The organism is Nocardia sp. CA-151230, from assembly GCF_050942175.1.
GTDB lineage: Bacteria > Actinomycetota > Actinomycetes > Mycobacteriales > Mycobacteriaceae > Nocardia.
In genome coordinates this window covers 8,235,028-8,252,159 of sequence record NZ_CP192061.1, presented here as the reverse complement: position 1 = coordinate 8,252,159, position 17,132 = coordinate 8,235,028, and the positions used below count along the sequence as shown (strand labels likewise).

17 protein-coding genes are annotated in these 17,132 nt (G+C 69.0%); 10 read left to right on the top strand and 7 right to left on the bottom strand.

Annotated features, from left to right (window positions below):
- The first annotated feature begins 2 nt into the window (after positions 1–2).
- The 6 genes from ACQP1O_RS38825 to ACQP1O_RS38800 all read left to right on the top strand — a co-directional run bounded on the left by ACQP1O_RS38825 (position 3) and on the right by ACQP1O_RS38800 (position 6,448).
- Positions 3–1,388, top strand: coding sequence for an ATP-binding protein (locus ACQP1O_RS38825; protein ID WP_433567937.1), 1,386 nt, complete (start codon positions 3–5; stop codon positions 1,386–1,388).
- Positions 1,389–2,035: 647 nt separating this feature from the next.
- On the top strand, positions 2,036–3,295 hold the full coding sequence (locus ACQP1O_RS38820) for a S1C family serine protease (RefSeq protein WP_433567936.1): 1,260 nt from the start codon (positions 2,036–2,038) through the stop codon (positions 3,293–3,295).
- 98 nt (positions 3,296–3,393) lie between these two features.
- Complete coding sequence (locus ACQP1O_RS38815; protein WP_354836561.1) at positions 3,394–3,888, top strand: MogA/MoaB family molybdenum cofactor biosynthesis protein; 495 nt, start codon at positions 3,394–3,396, stop codon at positions 3,886–3,888.
- Between the two features lie 635 nt (positions 3,889–4,523).
- Positions 4,524–4,724: an MspA family porin gene (locus tag ACQP1O_RS38810; RefSeq protein ID WP_433563282.1), complete on the top strand. Its 201-nt coding sequence runs from the start codon at positions 4,524–4,526 to the stop codon at positions 4,722–4,724.
- Positions 4,725–5,024: 300 nt separating this feature from the next.
- Positions 5,025–5,702, top strand: a complete 678-nt coding sequence (locus ACQP1O_RS38805; RefSeq protein ID WP_379442256.1) for an MspA family porin — start codon at positions 5,025–5,027, stop codon at positions 5,700–5,702.
- Between the two features lie 65 nt (positions 5,703–5,767).
- Positions 5,768–6,448, top strand: coding sequence for an MspA family porin (locus ACQP1O_RS38800; RefSeq protein WP_433563281.1), 681 nt, complete (start codon positions 5,768–5,770; stop codon positions 6,446–6,448).
- An 89-nt stretch (positions 6,449–6,537) separates the two neighbouring features.
- On the opposite strand, the gene mscL is transcribed toward ACQP1O_RS38800, so the two are convergent.
- The 5 genes from mscL to ACQP1O_RS38775 form a co-directional block, all read right to left on the bottom strand.
- A complete protein-coding gene (mscL, locus tag ACQP1O_RS38795; RefSeq protein ID WP_433563280.1) occupies positions 6,538–6,936 on the bottom strand; it encodes a large conductance mechanosensitive channel protein MscL in 399 nt (132 codons plus the stop codon).
- Between the two features lie 79 nt (positions 6,937–7,015).
- The gene (locus tag ACQP1O_RS38790; protein WP_433563279.1) at positions 7,016–7,663 is read right to left on the bottom strand and encodes an SAF domain-containing protein; all 648 of its coding nucleotides are present in this window, start codon (positions 7,661–7,663) and stop codon (positions 7,016–7,018) included.
- A gap of 87 nt (positions 7,664–7,750) precedes the next feature.
- The gene (locus tag ACQP1O_RS38785; protein WP_433563278.1) at positions 7,751–8,056 is read right to left on the bottom strand and encodes an FmdB family zinc ribbon protein; all 306 of its coding nucleotides are present in this window, start codon (positions 8,054–8,056) and stop codon (positions 7,751–7,753) included.
- A 70-nt stretch (positions 8,057–8,126) separates the two neighbouring features.
- The gene (locus ACQP1O_RS38780) at positions 8,127–8,711 is read right to left on the bottom strand and encodes a 5-formyltetrahydrofolate cyclo-ligase (RefSeq protein WP_433563277.1); all 585 of its coding nucleotides are present in this window, start codon (positions 8,709–8,711) and stop codon (positions 8,127–8,129) included.
- Between the two features lie 23 nt (positions 8,712–8,734).
- Entirely contained in the window at positions 8,735–10,390 is a 1,656-nt protein-coding gene (locus ACQP1O_RS38775) for a fibronectin type III domain-containing protein (protein WP_433563276.1), read from the bottom strand.
- Between the two features lie 199 nt (positions 10,391–10,589).
- Between ACQP1O_RS38775 and ACQP1O_RS38770 the strand changes: the two genes are divergently transcribed.
- The 4 genes from ACQP1O_RS38770 (at position 10,590) to sepX (ending at position 15,027) form a co-directional block, all read left to right on the top strand.
- Entirely contained in the window at positions 10,590–11,552 is a 963-nt protein-coding gene (locus ACQP1O_RS38770) for a UTP--glucose-1-phosphate uridylyltransferase (protein ID WP_433563275.1), read from the top strand.
- A 97-nt stretch (positions 11,553–11,649) separates the two neighbouring features.
- A complete protein-coding gene (gene glp, locus ACQP1O_RS38765) occupies positions 11,650–12,909 on the top strand; it encodes a molybdotransferase-like divisome protein Glp (protein WP_433563274.1) in 1,260 nt (419 codons plus the stop codon).
- 81 nt (positions 12,910–12,990) lie between these two features.
- Positions 12,991–13,659: a GNAT family N-acetyltransferase gene (locus ACQP1O_RS38760; RefSeq protein WP_433563273.1), complete on the top strand. Its 669-nt coding sequence runs from the start codon at positions 12,991–12,993 to the stop codon at positions 13,657–13,659.
- A gap of 273 nt (positions 13,660–13,932) precedes the next feature.
- Positions 13,933–15,027, top strand: coding sequence for a divisome protein SepX/GlpR (gene sepX / locus ACQP1O_RS38755; protein WP_433563272.1), 1,095 nt, complete (start codon positions 13,933–13,935; stop codon positions 15,025–15,027).
- Between the two features lie 228 nt (positions 15,028–15,255).
- Here sepX and ACQP1O_RS38750 read toward each other — a convergent pair whose 3' ends face one another.
- Positions 15,256–16,332 carry a hypothetical protein gene (locus ACQP1O_RS38750; RefSeq protein WP_433563271.1) on the bottom strand — a complete coding sequence of 359 codons (1,077 nt, stop codon included), beginning with the start codon at positions 16,330–16,332 and terminating at the stop codon, positions 15,256–15,258.
- The gene (locus tag ACQP1O_RS38745) at positions 16,332–17,078 is read right to left on the bottom strand and encodes a ParA family protein (RefSeq protein ID WP_433563270.1); all 747 of its coding nucleotides are present in this window, start codon (positions 17,076–17,078) and stop codon (positions 16,332–16,334) included. Before ACQP1O_RS38745 ends, ACQP1O_RS38750 begins: the two co-directional genes overlap by 1 nt.
- Positions 17,079–17,132 lie beyond the last annotated feature (54 nt).

The window sequence follows — 17,132 nt, the reverse complement described above, 5'->3', positions numbered from 1 at the left end:
CCATGCCGCTGACCCGCTCGGTCTCACTACGTTGGCGGGTCACGCTGCTGGCCGCCTCCGTGGTGGCCGTCGCGGTCGCCTTCACCTCCATCGCCGCCTACGCCATGGTGGCGCGCTCGCTGTACGCGGACGTGGATTCGCAACTGCGGGCGCGAGCTTCGGTGATGATCGACAACAACCTCGACAGCCTCGGCTTCCAGTCGCTGGTGTTCGCCGGGCTGTACTCCAGCGATGTCGGCGTCGCCCTGGTCTTCCCGGATCAGTCGCAATACGTGCCCCCGCAGACCACCATTCCGCCCATCGGCAATCAGGAGCGCGGGGTGGCCCGGGGCGAGATCAGCTTCTCGCTGCGCACCGTCGAAGATCAGCGAGTACTGGCGCGGCGCACGCACTCCGGGTCCACCCTGGTCGTCTCGCAACGGCTGCAGCCCACCAAGGAGGTGCTGGACCGGCTGGCCTGGCTGCTGTTCGTGGTCGGCGGCTGCGGGGTCATCGTGGCCGCGGCGGCCGGAACCACCGTGGGCCGCACCGGCTTGCGGCCCATCGCCCGGCTCACCGCGGCCACCGAGCGCATCGCCCGCACCGACGACCTGACGCCCATCCCGGTGACCGGCGACGACGAACTCGCCCGGCTCACCGAGAGTTTCAACACCATGCTGCGGGCGCTGGGCGAATCCCGGGAACGGCAGCGCCGGTTGGTCGCCGACGCCGGCCATGAGCTGAAGACGCCACTGACCTCTTTGCGCACCAATATGGAGCTGCTCATCGCCTCCTCCCGGCCGGGCGCGCCCCGCATCCCCGACGAGGACATGGCCGAACTGCGCTCCGACGTGATGGCCCAGATCGAGGAGTTGTCCACGCTGGTGGGCGATCTGGTCGACCTGGCCCGCGAGGACGCGCCCGAGACCGTCTACGAGCAGATCGACCTCGGCGACGTGGCCGAGCGGGCGCTGGAACGAGTCCGGCGGCGGCGCACCGGAATCGAATTCGATGCCGAGCTGCGCCCCTGGTTCATCTACGGCGACGAACCGGGACTGGAACGCGCACTGCTCAATGTGCTCGACAACGCGGCCAAATGGAGCCCCGAGGGCGCCAAGGTCTTCGTCACCATGCGCGAGAGCGGGCGCGGGCTGCTGGAGTTCGCCGTCGACGACGCCGGGCCCGGCATTCCGCCCGCCGAGCGGGAACTGGTGTTCGAACGCTTCTACCGGACCACCGCCTCGCGCTCCATGCCCGGATCCGGACTCGGCCTGGCCATCGTCAAGCAGGTGGTGACCAAACACGGTGGCACCATCAACATCGATACTTCCGACCGCGGCGGCGCTCTGATCCGTATCGTGCTGCCTGGAGAAGGCGCACCGCCGCTGCCCGACTCGGCGCCGGACTGAGCGCCGGAAAGCTCGGCGAAAAGCAAGCACGGTCTCAGTCCACTCTCAGTCGTTCCCGCCAGGCTTGGCGACGAGACTCGAGGAGAAAACGAGAAATGACCGAGGATTCGAACACGCAGGGCAAGGAGCCCGAAGGCGACGCCCCGGATGCCACCGCCTCCGGCCTGCCCAAGCGCGACCCCGCGGGCTCCGCCACCCCCGAGGCCGGATCCAGGCCCTTCGACGGCTTCGCCGCCTCCGCGGCCCCGCAGTCGCAGCCGGCCGCTCCCGCCGCGCCGGGCGGAATGACGCCACCGGCGCAGCCGGGCCATCCGGCCCCCGCCGGACCGGCCGCCGCCCCCGGATCGGCGACCCCCGCCTCCGCGGCTCCCGCCGGATTCGGTGCGGCGCAGCCCTTTTCCACTGGCGTCCCCCAGGGGGCGGGCCCCGGAGTCCCGGTCGGACCCGGTTCAGGCGTTGCGGGACAACCGGTTCCGGGTCCCGCGGCACCGGGCTATCCGGGTGCCGGCGGCCCCGCCTCCGGCGCGGACCCGGCGACCCAGATCCTGCCCGGCGCGGGTTACGGTGCGCCGGCCTACGGCGCGGCTTTCGGAGGGGCGCAGCCCTATTCGGAGCAGTACGGGGCCGGCAAGCATCCGACCGAGGAGATCCCGGCCGGTGCCTACGGGCAGGCGTACGCGGCGTCGGGGGCCGGGTACGCCACCGGACAACATCCGACACAGGTGATTCCGGGTGCACCGGGCGGCCCGGGCATGCCGGGCGCGCCCGGCATGCCCTACGCGGTCGGGCCCGCGCCCACGCGGTCCGGGCGCACCGGTCTGGTCGCGGGCGCGGTGGTGCTGGCGCTGCTCAGCGGCGGCATCGGTGGCGCGGTCGGCGCGCTGGCCACCCACCACAGCGACACCCGCTCCACGGTGACCAACGCACTCGATCAGCCGATCGGCAATGGCAAGACCGCGCCCGCGCCGGAGGGTTCGGTGCAGGCGGTGGCGCAGAAGGTGCTGCCCAGCGTGGTCATGATCCGGGTCGCCGGCGCGCGGGCCGAGGGCGAGGGGTCGGGCGTGATCCTGTCCTCGGACGGCCTGATCCTCACCAACAACCATGTGGTCAGCGGCGCGGGCCAGAACGCCAAGATGGATGTGGCCTTCAGTGACGGTACGACCGCTCCGGCCACCGTGGTGGGCGCGGATTCGGTGTCGGACGTCGCGGTCATCCGGGTCACCGGCAAGACCGGTCTCCAGCCGATCGACCTGGGTCAGTCGGCGAGCCTGCAGGTCGGCCAGGGCGTGGTGGCGATCGGTTCGCCGCTGGGCCTGGCGGGCACCGTGACCAGCGGCATCGTGTCCTCGCTCAACCGCCCGGTCTCCACGAGCGGTGAGCCGGGCTCGCAGGGCACCGTCATCGACGCCATCCAGACCGACGCGGCCATCAACCCGGGCAATTCCGGCGGTGCGCTGGTCGATATGAGCGGCAAGCTGATCGGCATCAATACCGCCATCGCGACCATGGGCACCGCCGAGTCGGCGGGCGCGCAGAGCGGCTCCATCGGCCTCGGCTTCGCCATTCCGGTGGACACCGCGCGCCGGGTGGCCGACGAGCTGATCAAGAACGGCAAGGCCACCTACGCCCAGATCGGGGTGACCGTGCGGGCGCAGGACGACGTCAACGGCGCACGCGTAATGGACGTGTCGCCCGACGGCCCGGCCGCCAAGGCCGGCATTCCGAAGAACGCGATCATCACGAAAATCGATGACCAGATTGTGGATTCGGGCAATTCGCTGATCGCCGGGGTGCGCTCGCACCGGCCCGGCGACAAGGTCAAGGTGACCTACACCGACGACCAGGGCAAGAACCCCAAGACCGTCGAGGTGACTCTCGGCGAGGCAGCTGCGGAGGGCGGCCGATGATGATTCACGAGAGCGGTAGAGAAACGACCCCGGCGATTCGCGTCACCGGGGACGGGGGCTGGGAGCTGTTGTCGGACAAGGGCGCTACGGTGAGCACCATGGAAATCGATACCGCTGTTGCGGGCCGTGCTCTTGTCGTGGTCGTCGACGATCGAACCGCCCATGGCGGGGTGGACTCGCTGGGTCCGCTCGTCACCGAACTACTCACCGAGGCCGGGTTCCTGGTGGACGCCTCGGTGTCGGTGCAGGCCGATGAGGTGGAGATCCGCAATGCGCTCAATACCGCGGTGATCGGTGGTGTCGACCTGGTCATCTCGGTCGGCGGCACCGGCATGTCGCCGCGTGACGTGACCCCGGAGGCCACCGAGGAGGTGCTGGACCGGGTGCTGCCCGGTATCAGCGAGGCGCTGCGTTCGTCCGGGCTGGCCTCGGGGTCGCTGGACGCGGGTCTGTCCCGCGGTCTGGCCGGGGTCTCGGGCAGCACGCTGGTGGTGAACCTGCCGGGTTCGCGCGCCGCGATCCGGGACGGCATGGCCACCCTGGGCCCGCTGGCCAGCCGGGTCATCGATGAACTGTCCGGTCTGTCGGAATGATCGACGCCGAGCAGCCTTCGGAGTCATCCGAGACCTCAGGGTCATCGGAGACCTCGGAACCACCCCGTCCGGCCGAGCGCCGGGCGGGGTCTCGTCGTTTGACACCCGCGGAGCGCGCCCGGCTTGCGCGCATCTTCGGTGACGAGCTGCCGTCCACGACCACGGACGAGCGCACTCCCGAGCCCGAATCCGGCCGATCCTCCGATGATTGGCTGCGGTCCCAAGTTCCGCCGCATCACGGCTGAGTCTGCTGCCGTATCACGGTCGCGCTCGCGACGTATTCATATCCAGCTATACGCCGTAGATGCCGCATGCCTGTTCACGGCCTTACGGTGTTATTCGCCAGAGAATTGCCATGGCGCTGTTATCTGCTCTGTTGCGTCCGTCATAAGATTGTTGCCATTTGATAGCTAGCACGCCAAAGATCTCTCATCGGTCATCAAAGCTGCGGCTAGAACGGTTTTGAGTAGCATGCTCGTGCGTTGCTTGTGTCGGAATCCCGTGTCGTAATGGCCTCTCCAGCCCCGGTGGTCGGGGTTGTCCGAAAGAAAACTGATGGGGGAACTACGGGCGAGAACCGGACCGTCGGTTTGCGTCGCGCGACCCGTGTCGCGGACGTTGCCGCGGCGGCCTCCGTGGCTTTCGGCCTCCTGCCGACCGGCGCCGCCAACGCCGACACCTTCATGCCGTTGCCTGGCGGCTCCATCGCCGAGACCATCAACCTGAGCGGCTGTGGCGGCCACGCCCGGGCGCGCTCGTTCGTCGCGGTCCAGGTCGCGGCCGACAGCGTCATCGCCGCCTACATGCTGTCGGGTCGGCCCTTCGGTCTCGGCTGATCAGTTTCCGCCCAGCGGAATCCGAAGGGGCCCGGTGCGATTAGCGCCGGGCCCCTTTTGCTATCCGCGACTTTCTCGACATACCTGCGGGTTTGTGTTGGCGAGTGATCGACTCTGTTCGCTCACGTCTCAGAGCCCACTCCTGTGATGTAAAGTGCCCTGCGTCGCTACGCCAAAAGAATTTGTGACCAGTAACACGGTGGCAACAATGTGGCGACAAACTCAACCGGGGATTCGGAAGGGTCCCATTTCAACCTCGGTGGTCGAGGTTGAACTGCTTGAAACCTGATGAGGGGAAGTATGAGCGAGAACCGCACCCACGGTGCGCGTACCGCTGCCCGCATTGCGGGCATCGGCGCGGCTGCGGCCGTGGCCTTCGGCCTTTTTTCCACTGGTGCCGCTAACGCCGACACCTTCGTGCCGTTGCCGGACGGCCAGAAGGTGAACCCGGCGGGCACCGTCACCATCACCCGCACCGGTGAGCACGCGATCGTGTCGCCGTCGCTCGCCGCCAATGGCGCGGGTCGTGTCGTATGGGTCAGCGGCGCCGCGAGCGCCGTCGTCGACACTCCGGATGGCACCGTCGGTCCGTGGAACGGCCCGACCAACAGCCCGGGTTCGAACAATTCGTCCACCCATGGTTCGTCGATCATCAGCACCGGCTACATCGTCGGCTGCCAGATCAGCATCGGTGAGGACGCCATCTCCGCCGGTATCTCCGGCAATGTCAGCCTGAACAGCGCGGGCGTCGGTGGTTCCATCGGCGTCAACCTCGGCCCCGGCCAGGTCGCTTTCGTTCAGATCGACTCCAAGGACATCACCAAGTCCGGCACCTACTCGGTCGAGTACCGGGATGCGGAGATGCAGATTCAGGGTTGCGCGGGGTACGCCCAGGCGCGTGCGTACACCACTGTCGAAATCATCGGCAACGACTACTCGAAGACCACGCTCTACGGACAGCCGTTCAGCATCGGCTGACGTGGTCTCGACCCGCCAAATCCTTTCTCGCATAAGCGAATTCGACCCACGAGGGACAAACAGAAATGAGTATCCGTAAGACCGTGGCGCGGGCGGCCGGTGTAGGTGCCGTTGCCACCGCCGCCCTTGGCCTCTTCTCCACCGGTGCGGCGAACGCCGACACCTTCGTGCCGCTGCCGGGCGGCGAAATCACCCAGACCCTGTCCGACGGCACCGTTGTCACGGTGAAGCTGGTCGGCGAGTCCGCCAACATCAGCCCGTCCCTGGGCGCCACCCCCGTGCACCGCAACGCCTGGGTCTCGGCGTCGGCGCAGGTCCACATCTCCGGTGACACCAGCGCCACCGGCGGCAAGATCTTCCCGGGTTACGTGGTCGGCTGCCAGGTCACCATCGATGGCGGCAACGTCAACGGTGGCGCGACCGGCGGTGCCAGCTGGGACAACTCCGGCAATGTCACCCCGCAGGCCGGCGCCAACACCGGTGCCAACCTGACCCTGGGTCCGGGGCAGGCCAAGTCGTTCTACATCCTCGACTTGGAGATGCCGGACGACTACGGCAAGGAAGCCCACAAGGTCCGCAACGCCTTCAAGGGCACCGACGGTTCGGTGACCTGGTCGGATGAGACCATCGGCCTGAACGGCTGTGCCGGTTACGCCCAGGCGCGCTCCTTCGTGAGCGTCGAGGTCGAGACCGACAACGTCATCAGCTGGGTCACCCTGTGGGGCCAGCCCTTCAGCCTGGGGTAAAGCCCGCTAGCTGGTAATGGCAACGGGCTCGGCGCTTTTCGCGCCGGGCCCGTTTGCTGTATCCCGCTCCGATATTGCTGTGTCCCCCTTTACATCTCGTGCTTGCCGCCGGCGCTGCGCGCGGCCAGCAGGTCCCGGATCTCGGTCAGCAGTTCGGTGTCGGTGACCGGGTCCTCCGCGGCGCCCCACAGCTTCTTGGCCCTGCTGTACGGGAGCACGATGACGAAGTAGAGCAGGGCCGCGATGATCACGAAGTTGATGGCCGCGGTGATGATCGGGCCGACGGCCACAAAGGTCGCCGGTTTGTCGGCCACCAGCTGGAAGCCCAGGCCGAGCTGGCTGTTGCCGCCGAACGCGGCGAGCAGCGGGGTGATGATACCGTCGCTGAACGCGGTGACGATGGCGACGAAGGCGGTACCCATGACCACGGCCACCGCCAGGTCGATGACATTGCCGCGCATCAGAAAATCCTTGAAACCCTTGAGCATTGCGGAAGCTCCTCTACCGGAGGGATCGAACGCAGGGTAATGGGGGTATACGGCGATGCTAGTTCACCGGCGGCCCGGTTCAGTGGAACACGACGGTGAGTGCCGTCCGCAGCGAGGCCGCGGCCACCGCGGCGGCCCGCCGGGAATCCAATGCCACCAGCACGATCCGGTCGGTGCGCCCGCGCGAGTTCTCCGTCCCCGACACCAGCACCACGGCCGCGTCGGCCGCGAGCAGCCGCGCGGGACGCCCGCCCCCGCCCGAGTCCTCGCCCGCCACCACGTCCACCCGGTCCCCGGCCCGCAGGATTTCGGCAACGGCATTGTCCGCCAAGCGAATCGGGACGATGCGCGCATCGGCGGACTGCGCCGCCACCGCCGCCAGCCGCGGCCCCACCACCCGGACCTCGGTGACGATCTCACCGGCCGCCAGCGCGCCCGCCAGGGTGGCTCCGCGCAGCCGTGCGGCCTCCCGCACGACGCCGGCGGGCAGGGTCGCCGTCTCCCGCGCCGCGACCCGCAGATCGCCCTCGCCCAGCACCTGTCCGGGTGGTAGATCCCGGGTGGCGACCAGGACCGGGGTGTGTCCGGCCGCGGGGTCGGCGCGCACGGCCAGAAACCCCGCCAGAACGAGCAGCGCGACCGCCCCGGCCCGCCGCAGTAGCACCGCGTCCGCCCAGATCAGGCGGCTACGGAACAGCTGAAGGATGGCTCGATACGGTCGCGTCATGCGGGGCAGCGTACGGCCGCCCCGGTACCGACAGGCCCGGGCGGAACCCGGGCTGTGGATAACGAAAAGCCTGTGGAGAAACTCGGATCAGGCGGCGGAGGTGCTGGAGCCGCTGGTCGACGAGGCCGAGGTCGAGGAGCTCGACGCCGTGGAGCTGGAGCTGCTGCTCTCCGAGGAGGTGGACGAGGACTTGGCCGGCTCGGAGGAGGTCGATCCGTTGCGGCTGTCGGTGCGGTAGAACCCGCTGCCCTTGAAGACGATGCCGACCGAGTTGAACAGCTTGCGCAGCTTGCCGTTGCACTGGTCGCAGGTGGTCAGCGCGTCATCGGAGAAGGACTGCACGATGTCGAACTTGTTGTCGCACTCGGTGCATGCATACGAGTAAGTAGGCATCGGGAAACCTCCACGCTCTTCGTCGAATTAGCACTCTACAGCTGGCAGTGCCAACGCTGCCAATCGGGTGTCAATTCCCGACCCGATCTTCGAGCCGCCGCAGCCCCCCGAGCGGGGTCAGTGCCCACCCCATTCGGTGGTCGTGCGACTCTTCCGGCAAACGCTCCACGAGTTCGTCGTCGCGCACCACCGCGATCAATCGCGCGTCGGCGCGGCAGGCGCTCAGACTTCGATCGTAATAACCGGCCCCGCGCCCCAATCGAACCCCGCGCCGGTCCACCGCCAATGCCGGAACCAGAATCGCCGCGGCCTTCGCGATCCCATTCGCGACCGGCGCGCCTTCCGGTTCCCGGAGCCCGAACCGCCCGCGCCGCAGACCCGACGGCCCGGTGTACTCGGCCCACTCCAGCGGACCGGGTTCGCCGGTGACCGGCAGCAGCACCCGCGCCCCGGCGGCCCGCAGCGCGTCGAGCATGGCGAGCGAGCCGGGCTCACCGCCGACGGGCACGTAGGCGCACACCCACTCCGCGTCGGCGAGCGCCCCGGCCGCCGCTGCCAGAGCCGCCGCCTCGCGCTCCCGGTCGGCCGCGGGCAGCGCCCTGCGCCGCGCGAGGATCTCCTCGCGCCAGGCGCGCTTGTCCCGCTCGTCGGTCACGCTTCCACCCTAGGACGGGCGGGTCAGCGGTCCGAGCGCGGCCGGGTGAGGGTGAAGGTGTCGACGGCCTTCAGGTCGCTGGTCGGCCCGGTGAGGGCGTAGTAGGTGCCGGTGATGGTGGTGTTGCCGCCCGGCTGACCCGGGTCCACGTCGAAAGCGCAGAAAACGTAAGGGTGTTCGGCGTCCTTGAAGGCCGACCAGGGCGCATCCTCGAGGACGTACACCGGCGCCTTCTTGCCGGTGGCCGGATCCACCTCGCCGACCGCGGTGATCACCCGGCACTTGTCGCCGGGGAAGAACAGCTGATTCGACGGCGAGGAGGTGCCGCCGCCGCCGATCACCAGGTGCACGGTGCCCCTGCTGGTGTCGACGATGTCCTTGCGGGTGTCGGCGGGCCTGGGGGTCAGCGTCTCGGACCCGGTCACCCCGCGCACCGGATGCGAACGCTCGTAATGGTGTTCGTGCCCGCACAGCACCAGGTCGACCTGGTATTTGTCGAACAGCGGCAGCCAGTCCTGCCGGATGCCCAGGTCCGCGCCGTTGAACTTGTCGGCCGAGGAGATGGCGACCTGGTGCATGAACACCACCACCCAGTCGATGCCCTTGTCGGTCCGCGCCCGGGCCAGTTCGCCCTCCAGCCAGCGCTTCTGGGCGCCGCCCGAGTAGCCCCTGACGTAGGAGTTGCCGCCGTCCTGCAGGCAGATGTCGTCATTGGCGACCGCGATCACCCGCACGCCGCCGACGGTGAACGAGTACCAGAGGCCCCTGGCGTGGTCCTCGCCGCCGGAGTCCGGGACGGTGAAATAGGTCTGGAACGCCTGGTATCCGATGGGTCCGTTGCCGAGCTCGTTCTCGTGGTTGCCGGGCGCGGGCATCCAGGGCCGGTAGCGGGCGGAGCGAGAGTTGTTGGCCCACCAGTCGTTCCAGGTGCGGATGCGGTCGGTGGCGATATTGGCGTAGCAGAGGTCGCCGTTGACCAGGTTGAACAGCGGGGCCAGCGATTCCACCGCCGAGGTGACGTCGCCGGCGTACTGGGAGCCGAGGTTGTCGTTGAGCGCCTTGCCGTCGACGATCTTGCCGACGGTGGGGGTGCCCTGATCGCCGAAGCTGGTGAACCGGAACTTGGCGCGGCCCGCGGGCGCGGTGCGGATGGTACCGAGTTCGGGCGGCGCGCCGTCATGCCCGGCGGCGTATACGTAATCGGTGTCGGGGGACAGGCCGGTGATCCGGGCGTGGTGGGCCTGAATCTCGATGCCGGACTTGGCATCCCGGTAGGTCCGGGTCTCCGCCTGCACGCTCTTGCCGAAGCCGGCGTCGGCGGGGCCGTAGCGCACGGTGGGCTTGGTGACCGATCCGGTGGTGTGCCAGCTGACCACCACCTCGCGGGTGGCGTCGGATCCGAATTGCAGATGCAGGCCCGCGACGCGGGGCGCGGCCGCGCGGTCGGGGGTGGTCACCAGTTCGGCCGAGCGCGGCCACGCCGCGGCGTTCGATGCGCCGCCGCGCAGCGCGACCGTTCCGCCGGTGCCGACCGCGAGCCCGGCCAGACCGGCCACCGCGGACGCGCCGAACAGCCGGCGCCGGCTCAGCCCGCGCGCGGCGTCGGGCGAGTTCGCGGCGGGTACGGCCGGGTTGTCCGAGGTGGAATCGGGGCTGTGGGAATCCTCACGGTCGGTCATAGGTGTCAGCTAACAACCGCTGGGTACGTGACAGGTCACAGTGCGGCGAACTTGAAATGAAATGAACAGGTCGGTCTGCCAGTTCTGCTCCGGTCCGGCGTTCGGTGGGCCCTCGACGCTCCCGCCCCTTAGGCTCTCGGGGATATCGAGGCGGCCCTGAGCCGGTCTCGGGCGTGTGACGGATGGATAGGGTGAATTCATGACAGCTAGTGGCGGCGGAGCCGAGTCGTCGAACGGCGGCGCAGCCGAGTCGTGCTTCCGTACCGCGGTGGTTCCCGCGGCGGGGCTCGGCACGAGGTTCCTGCCCGCGACCAAGACGGTGCCCAAGGAGCTGCTGCCGGTGGTCGACACCCCGGGCATCGAATTGGTCGCCGCCGAGGCCGCGGAGTCCGGCGCCAATCGGCTGGTGATCGTGACCTCGCCCGGAAAAGACGGTGTGGTCGCACATTTCGTCGAGGACCTGGTGCTGGAGAGCACCCTGGCCGAGCGCGGCAAGTTCCATCTGCTGGAGAAGGTGCGCAAGGCGCCCGCGCTGCTGGACGTGACCTCGGTGGTGCAGGAGGAGCCGCTGGGCCTGGGTCACGCGGTGGCACAGGCGGAATCGGTGCTCGACGCGGACGAGTCCGCCATCGCGGTGCTGCTGCCCGACGACCTGGTGCTGCCCGGCGGCGTGCTCGAGCTGATGGCCAAGGTGCGCAGCACCTACGGCGGCTCGGTGCTGTGCGCCATCGACGTGCCGAAGGAAGAGGTCAGTGCCTACGGCGTTTTCGACGTCGAGGAGCTGCCGGGCGGCCCGCAGGACGTGCTCAAGGTCAACGGCATGGTGGAGAAGCCCGCCATCGCCGACGCCCCGTCCACCTTCACCGCCGCCGGGCGATACCTGTTGGACCGCGCCATCTTCGACGCGCTACGCCGCATCACCCCCGGCGCGGGCGGTGAGCTGCAACTGACCGACGCCATCGCGATGCTGATCGCGGAGGGCCACCCGGTACACGTCGTGGTGCATCGTGGGTCGCGACACGATCTGGGGAACCCGGGCGGTTATCTTCGAGCAGCGGTCGATTTCGCTCTGGAACGCGAGGAATACGGTCCCGCCCTGCGGGAGTGGCTCGAGCAGCGGCTCGGGTCCGGCTGGAATCCCCAGCTGACCTCGTACGAATAGCCGCAACGGGCAGAAGTGAAGGACAGGCGCCGGACTCGCGTGAGCGGCCCGGCGGGCGACACGTCGACGGCGGCGGGCGAGACAACGGAAGGGCGGCATGCGCTCGGTTGAGGATCAGCAGATCAAGGTGACCGCTGCGGCCGTGGCCCCGCGGCCGGTCCGGGTCGCGATCAGCGAGGCCCAGGGACTGCTGTGTGCCGAGGACGTGGTGACCGAGCGTCCACTGCCGGGTTTCGATCAGGCCGCCATCGACGGATACGCCGTGCGCAGTGTGGATGTGGCCGGCGCGGGCGCGAATATCCGTGACGAGGACGGTAATTCGGTGCACCTGAGCCTGCCGGTGGTGGGTGAGGTGGCCGCCGGCTCGCGTCAGCCGATCCGGCTGCAGCCACGCCAGACCGTGCGCGTGGACACCGGCGCGCCGCTGCCCACCCTCGCCGATGCCGTGCTGCCGCTGGAGAACACCGACGGCGGCCGGGCCCGGGTGAAGGTCTACGAGTCGGTGCGCTCCGGTGATTACGTGCGTCGCATCGGCGACGATGTGCAACCCGGCGATCTGGCCGTGCGCGCGGGCACCATCATCGGCCCGGCCCAGGTGGGTCTGCTGGCCGCGGTGGGCAAGGACAAGGTGCTGGTGCATCCGCGGCCGCGGCTGTCGGTGCTGTCGGTCGGCGGCGAGCTCGTCGACATCGACCGCACCCCCGGACCGGGCCAGGTCTACGACGTGAACTCCTACGCGCTGGCCGCCGCCGCGCGCGACGCGGGCGCGGACGTGAACCGGGTCGGCATCGTGAGCGCCGATCCCAAGCGGCTGCGAGATGTGGTGGAGGGCCAGCTGGTTCGCTCCGAGGTGGTCGTGATCGCGGGCGCGGTCGGCGGCTGGGCGTCGGAGCAGGTGCGCGAGGCCCTCGAGGGCCTGGGCGAACTGGGGATCACCCGGGTGGGCATGCATCCGGGCTCGGTGCAGGGTTTCGGCCTGCTGGGCCGCGACGAGGTGCCGACCTTCCTGTTGCCGTCGAATCCGGTTGGCGCGCTGGTGGTTTTCGAGGTCATGGTGCGTCCGTTGATCCGGATCGCGCTGGGCCGCCGCCATCCCATGCGGCGCATGGTGCGGGCGCGGACCATCCTGCCGATCGCCTCGATTCCGGGCCGGCGCGGGTATCTGCGCGCGCAACTCATGCGCGACGAGCAGACCGGCGACTACCTGGTGCAGCCGCTGGGCGGCCCGAACGGCGCGTCCTCGCATCTGCTGGCGACCATGGCGGAGGCCAACAGCCTCATCGTGATCGATCCCGAGGTCACCGAGGTGCGCACCGGTGACGAGGTGCAGGTCGCGTTCCTTGCGCAGCGAGGGTGAGGCCGACATGATCGGTCAGGGCGCGTGGTGGAGCGGCGCCTCCGGAGCGCTTGCGAGCGTAACCATGGAGGGTCCTCGAGCATGTCGAATGGGCACAGTGTGAACCTCTTCCGGACCGCCCAGCATCCGGGCTGGCCGGCGCATCTGGGGCCGGTGCGGGTCGCCGCGGGCATCGTCACGCTGCGTCCGATCCGTTTGCGTGATGCCTCCACCTGGAGCCGGATTCGCATCCGGGACAGGGACTATCTGGAGAAGTGGGAGCCGACCGGCCGCGGCCCGTGGGAGGCACGCAACCACTCGAGCAACTGGCCCGCGCTGTGGTCGGCGCTGAAGGCCGAGGCCCGGCGCGGCACCATGATCCCGTTCGTCATCGAGGTCGACGGCGTGTTCAGCGGGCAGCTCACGGTGGGCAATATCGTGCGCGGCGCATTGCGTTCGGCGTGGATCGGCTACTGGGTGTCGAGCGAGCTGAGCGGGCAGGGCGTGGCCACCGCGGCGCTGGCGCTGGGGCTGGACCACTGCTTCGGTGAGGTGGGCCTGCATCGGGTGGAGGCCACGGTGCGGCCGGAAAACCTTGCCAGCCAGGCGGTTCTGCGCAATGTCGGCTTCCGCGAGGAGGGCCTGCTGGAGCGCTACCTGGATGTCGACGGGGCCTGGCGCGATCACCTGCTGGTCGGCATGACGGTCGAAGAGGTCTCAGGGACGGTGGTGGACAGGCTGATTCGCGCCGGACGTGCCACCAGAGCCTGATAACTCGCTGTGTATTTCGGCGGCCCGATTACCGCCTCTGCCTGCACCTCACCGGAATTGCCCCGCGAAATCGGGTTTCCGGGGCCGGACCCGGAGAACGACCGAGGCGTCGGCTGTTACTAGTGTTACGTGTGTGGTCGGCGCGCCTGTGGGGAATTACCCCGGTGTGGAATTAACCTTCGGACGTCGGTGGTGCGTCTGTCTACCCACCGGTGGGCGCTGCGGTGCACGTCGAAGGGACTATGAGCTGGGCGGGACGGAGGTGTGACGGCAATGCCGAATTCGATCTTGTGGATCGGTTTGGTGGTGCTCTGGGTCTTCGTCCTGTTTCCGATGCTGGCCAACCGTCATCCCCGTATCCGGCAGCACACCGACGCCGCGCTCTCCACGCGGGTCCTGCATCGCGGCGGTGCCGCACAGCGCACCAGGAAAGGTCCGGCGACCGGACATGACACCGACCCGGACTACGTGCCGGTTCGCAGGAAGCTTCACCCGAGCGAGGATCCGGAGGATCGGATGACCAGATCGGACGACGCCGCTGCATCGGACGAGAAGGAAGTCGACACCGAGGCTGCGCCCATCGCCGAAGCTCAGACGCCGCCCGCCGAAATGCCCGAGCCCGAGGGGGATTCGGCCGATGGTGGCGAAGCGGCGGATATCGCGGCCGAATCCGAGTCCGAGCCGTCCGAGTCCGAGGCGGACCCCGAAACCACCACGGCCGAGGGGGAATCCGAGAACGATGGGGCGGTGGCAGACGACGCCGACCGCGAGGCCGAGCGCGAAGAACGGCAGGAGGCGCCCCAGCGCGCCCGCACCCCCGCGCTGCGCGAGCCCGATCCGGCACCGGCACCGGAGTCCGAATCCGAGGACGAGGACGAGGATTTCGTGCCGTCCCGCCGCGGCCGCGGCGGTTTCGATCCCGAGGCCGACGCCGCCGCCCGGGCGGCCCGCTACACCTTCCGTCAGCGCGCCGTGCTGGGCCTGGTGCTGTCCACGCTGGTCCTGGCCGCCGCCGGTCTCGCCGTCTCGGCGGTGCTGTGGGGGCTGTGCGCCCTGTCCGGCGCGGTCCTGGTGGCGTACCTGGGTTACCTACGCAGACAGGTCCGCATCGAGGAGGACATCCGCCGTCGCCGCGCCGCCCGCCTGGCCCGCAAGCGCGTCGAGGACGGCCAGGAGGAGTCGCGCCGCCGCGAAAGCCCGCGCCCGGATCGTGAGCAGACCCGTACCCAGTTGCGCCGGGCGGTCCTGGTCGAATCCGATGACGAGGACCCGCTGTTCGAGCACCTGGAGCTGTTCGACGCCGCGGCCGCCCGCGCCACCCGCCAGCGCGCCGCCGGCGCCCGCGAACGGCGCGCGGTGGGCGAGTAGACCTACCGGACGCAATGCGAGGGCTCCCCGAGCGATCGGGGAGCCTTTTTGCTGTGCGGGCGAAGTCTTGGCTGTGCGTGCAAAGTCCGAGTCAATAGGTTTTTGCTATTTCAGAAAGATTCTATTCCTATCGAATACGCGGTGGCGATCGCGGACATCGAAAAGGCCCGGCACTCGGCCGGGCCCTTTCGACGATGCGGAGTAACGCTGTGACGATGCGGAGTAACGCTATTCGGTGTCGGGCATTCGCCCGGTAACCGGAATCTGGCGCTCGATGAGTTCGGCCAGCGTCCGCAGTTTGGCCGCGAATTCGCGGGCCGCGATCGGATGGTCGGTGGAGCCCTTGACCACCTTCTGGGTGAGCGCGGCGAGCCGGGACTCCGCCGAGCTGAACAGATCGGGTGTCTGCGTCTGCTCCTCGATGAGGTCGCCGCGCAGCCACGCCCGCAGCCGCTGCACCACCGTGCCCTCGTCGTAGTCGTCGGGCAGCACCGCGACCGCTTCGCGCAGTTTGCCCGCGGTGACCTTCACGTCGGCGGCCAGTGTGGTGTAGACGGTGACCGCCGCGTCCTCGCCGTGGGCCGCGGCCACCGGCAGCAGCTCGCGGATCTGTCCCTCGTTGATGGCGGGTGCGAGCGGGTGCAGCCGGGCGGCCAGCGGCCAGGCCCGGATCAGCTTGTGCGCGTAGGACCGCTGCATGTCCCACCGCTTCTCGACGTACTCGTCGAAGGTGGCGTGATCGGCGCGGTAGAGCCGCCCGTCGCGGACGATCTGCAGGGCGCGCCCGGCGGTCCAGAAGGCCACCCGCAGCGCGTCGATGGAGGACTCGCAGAGCTCGAGCTGATCGGATTCGGTCCGGCTGAGCGGTCCCTCGCCACCCGTGCTGGGTAGCGGTAGATCGAGCACGCTCGGCGCGGCCTCTACCTCCGCCGGAGCGACCGCCCGGGCCGGAGCCGGGGCGGCCGGTGCCGAAGCGGCCGGGGCGGGTGGTGCCGAAGCGGGCGGGGCGGCATCCGGTTCGGGTGCGGTCACCGCCGGTTCGGGCTCTGCCGGAGCCGGTGCGGCCGTTTCCCGAGCCGGTGGCGACTGCGCCGGCTCCGGTGCGGATATCGCCGAGTCCGCCTCCGGCTGTGCGGGTTTGGCGGGCGCCATGAGCACCGTGGTCGCGGCCTGGGACAGCTTCGGGGTCCGCGGCCATTTGGCGTCGCGCAGCGGCGAGACCGGGGGAGTGTGCTCGGCCTCGTCGGAGAGCGGGTTGCGGCCCAGGCCCCCGCCGATGGAACCCTTGCGGCGCTGGGGCGGCATCAGGCCGACACCTCCGCCGGCATGCGATCGGACTGCGCGGCCTCCAGATACGGCCGTATCAATTCGTCACCGACGGTGCGGTATTCGCCGAGATCCTCGATCGGATTCTCGGCGCCGTCGCCGACTTCGCCGTCGGCGGCTTCGCGGTACCACTTCCACGCGCTCACATAGGATTCGAATACGTCGTATCCGGCGTCCTCCAGATTGGCGCGCTGCGTCCGGTATTCGGTGGAGACATTGACGCCGTTCTTCATGGTGACCGGCACCTTGGTCATGAGCACCCGCACCCGGATGGCTTTTTCATGTTCGGCGGCCGCCTCTTCCGCGGCGCGATAGGTACTGGGCACGCGTTTGACCTCCGACGGGCTGACGCTGGTGACGAGAACGAGCTCATCGCTCACCGGGACGGCGGCCTTGAAGATGTCGGCCGATTCGCCGCCGGCGTCGACGATGATCACGTCGTAGTTCGCGGAATTGTCGGTGATGCAGTCGTTCACGTGCCGGGACGGGAAAGCCAGCAATTCGAAGGGAATGCCGAGCTCGGCCCGTTGTAGCCGCCGATACCAGGAGTAACCGGTCTGGCTGAGCGGGTCGGCGTCGATCACGAGCACCCGAAGTTCGTGCACCGTTGCGAAATACGAGGCGAGGAAGAAGGCGGAGGTCGTTTTACCCACGCCGCCTTTGAGATTCCCCAGTGTGACAACCAGGGGTTCGGGAAGATTCGGTAGCGCACCGGATTTGGTCATCGATCATCCTCCTGATGATGGGGAGGGCTGTTTTTCCGTCGATCAGTCTCACAC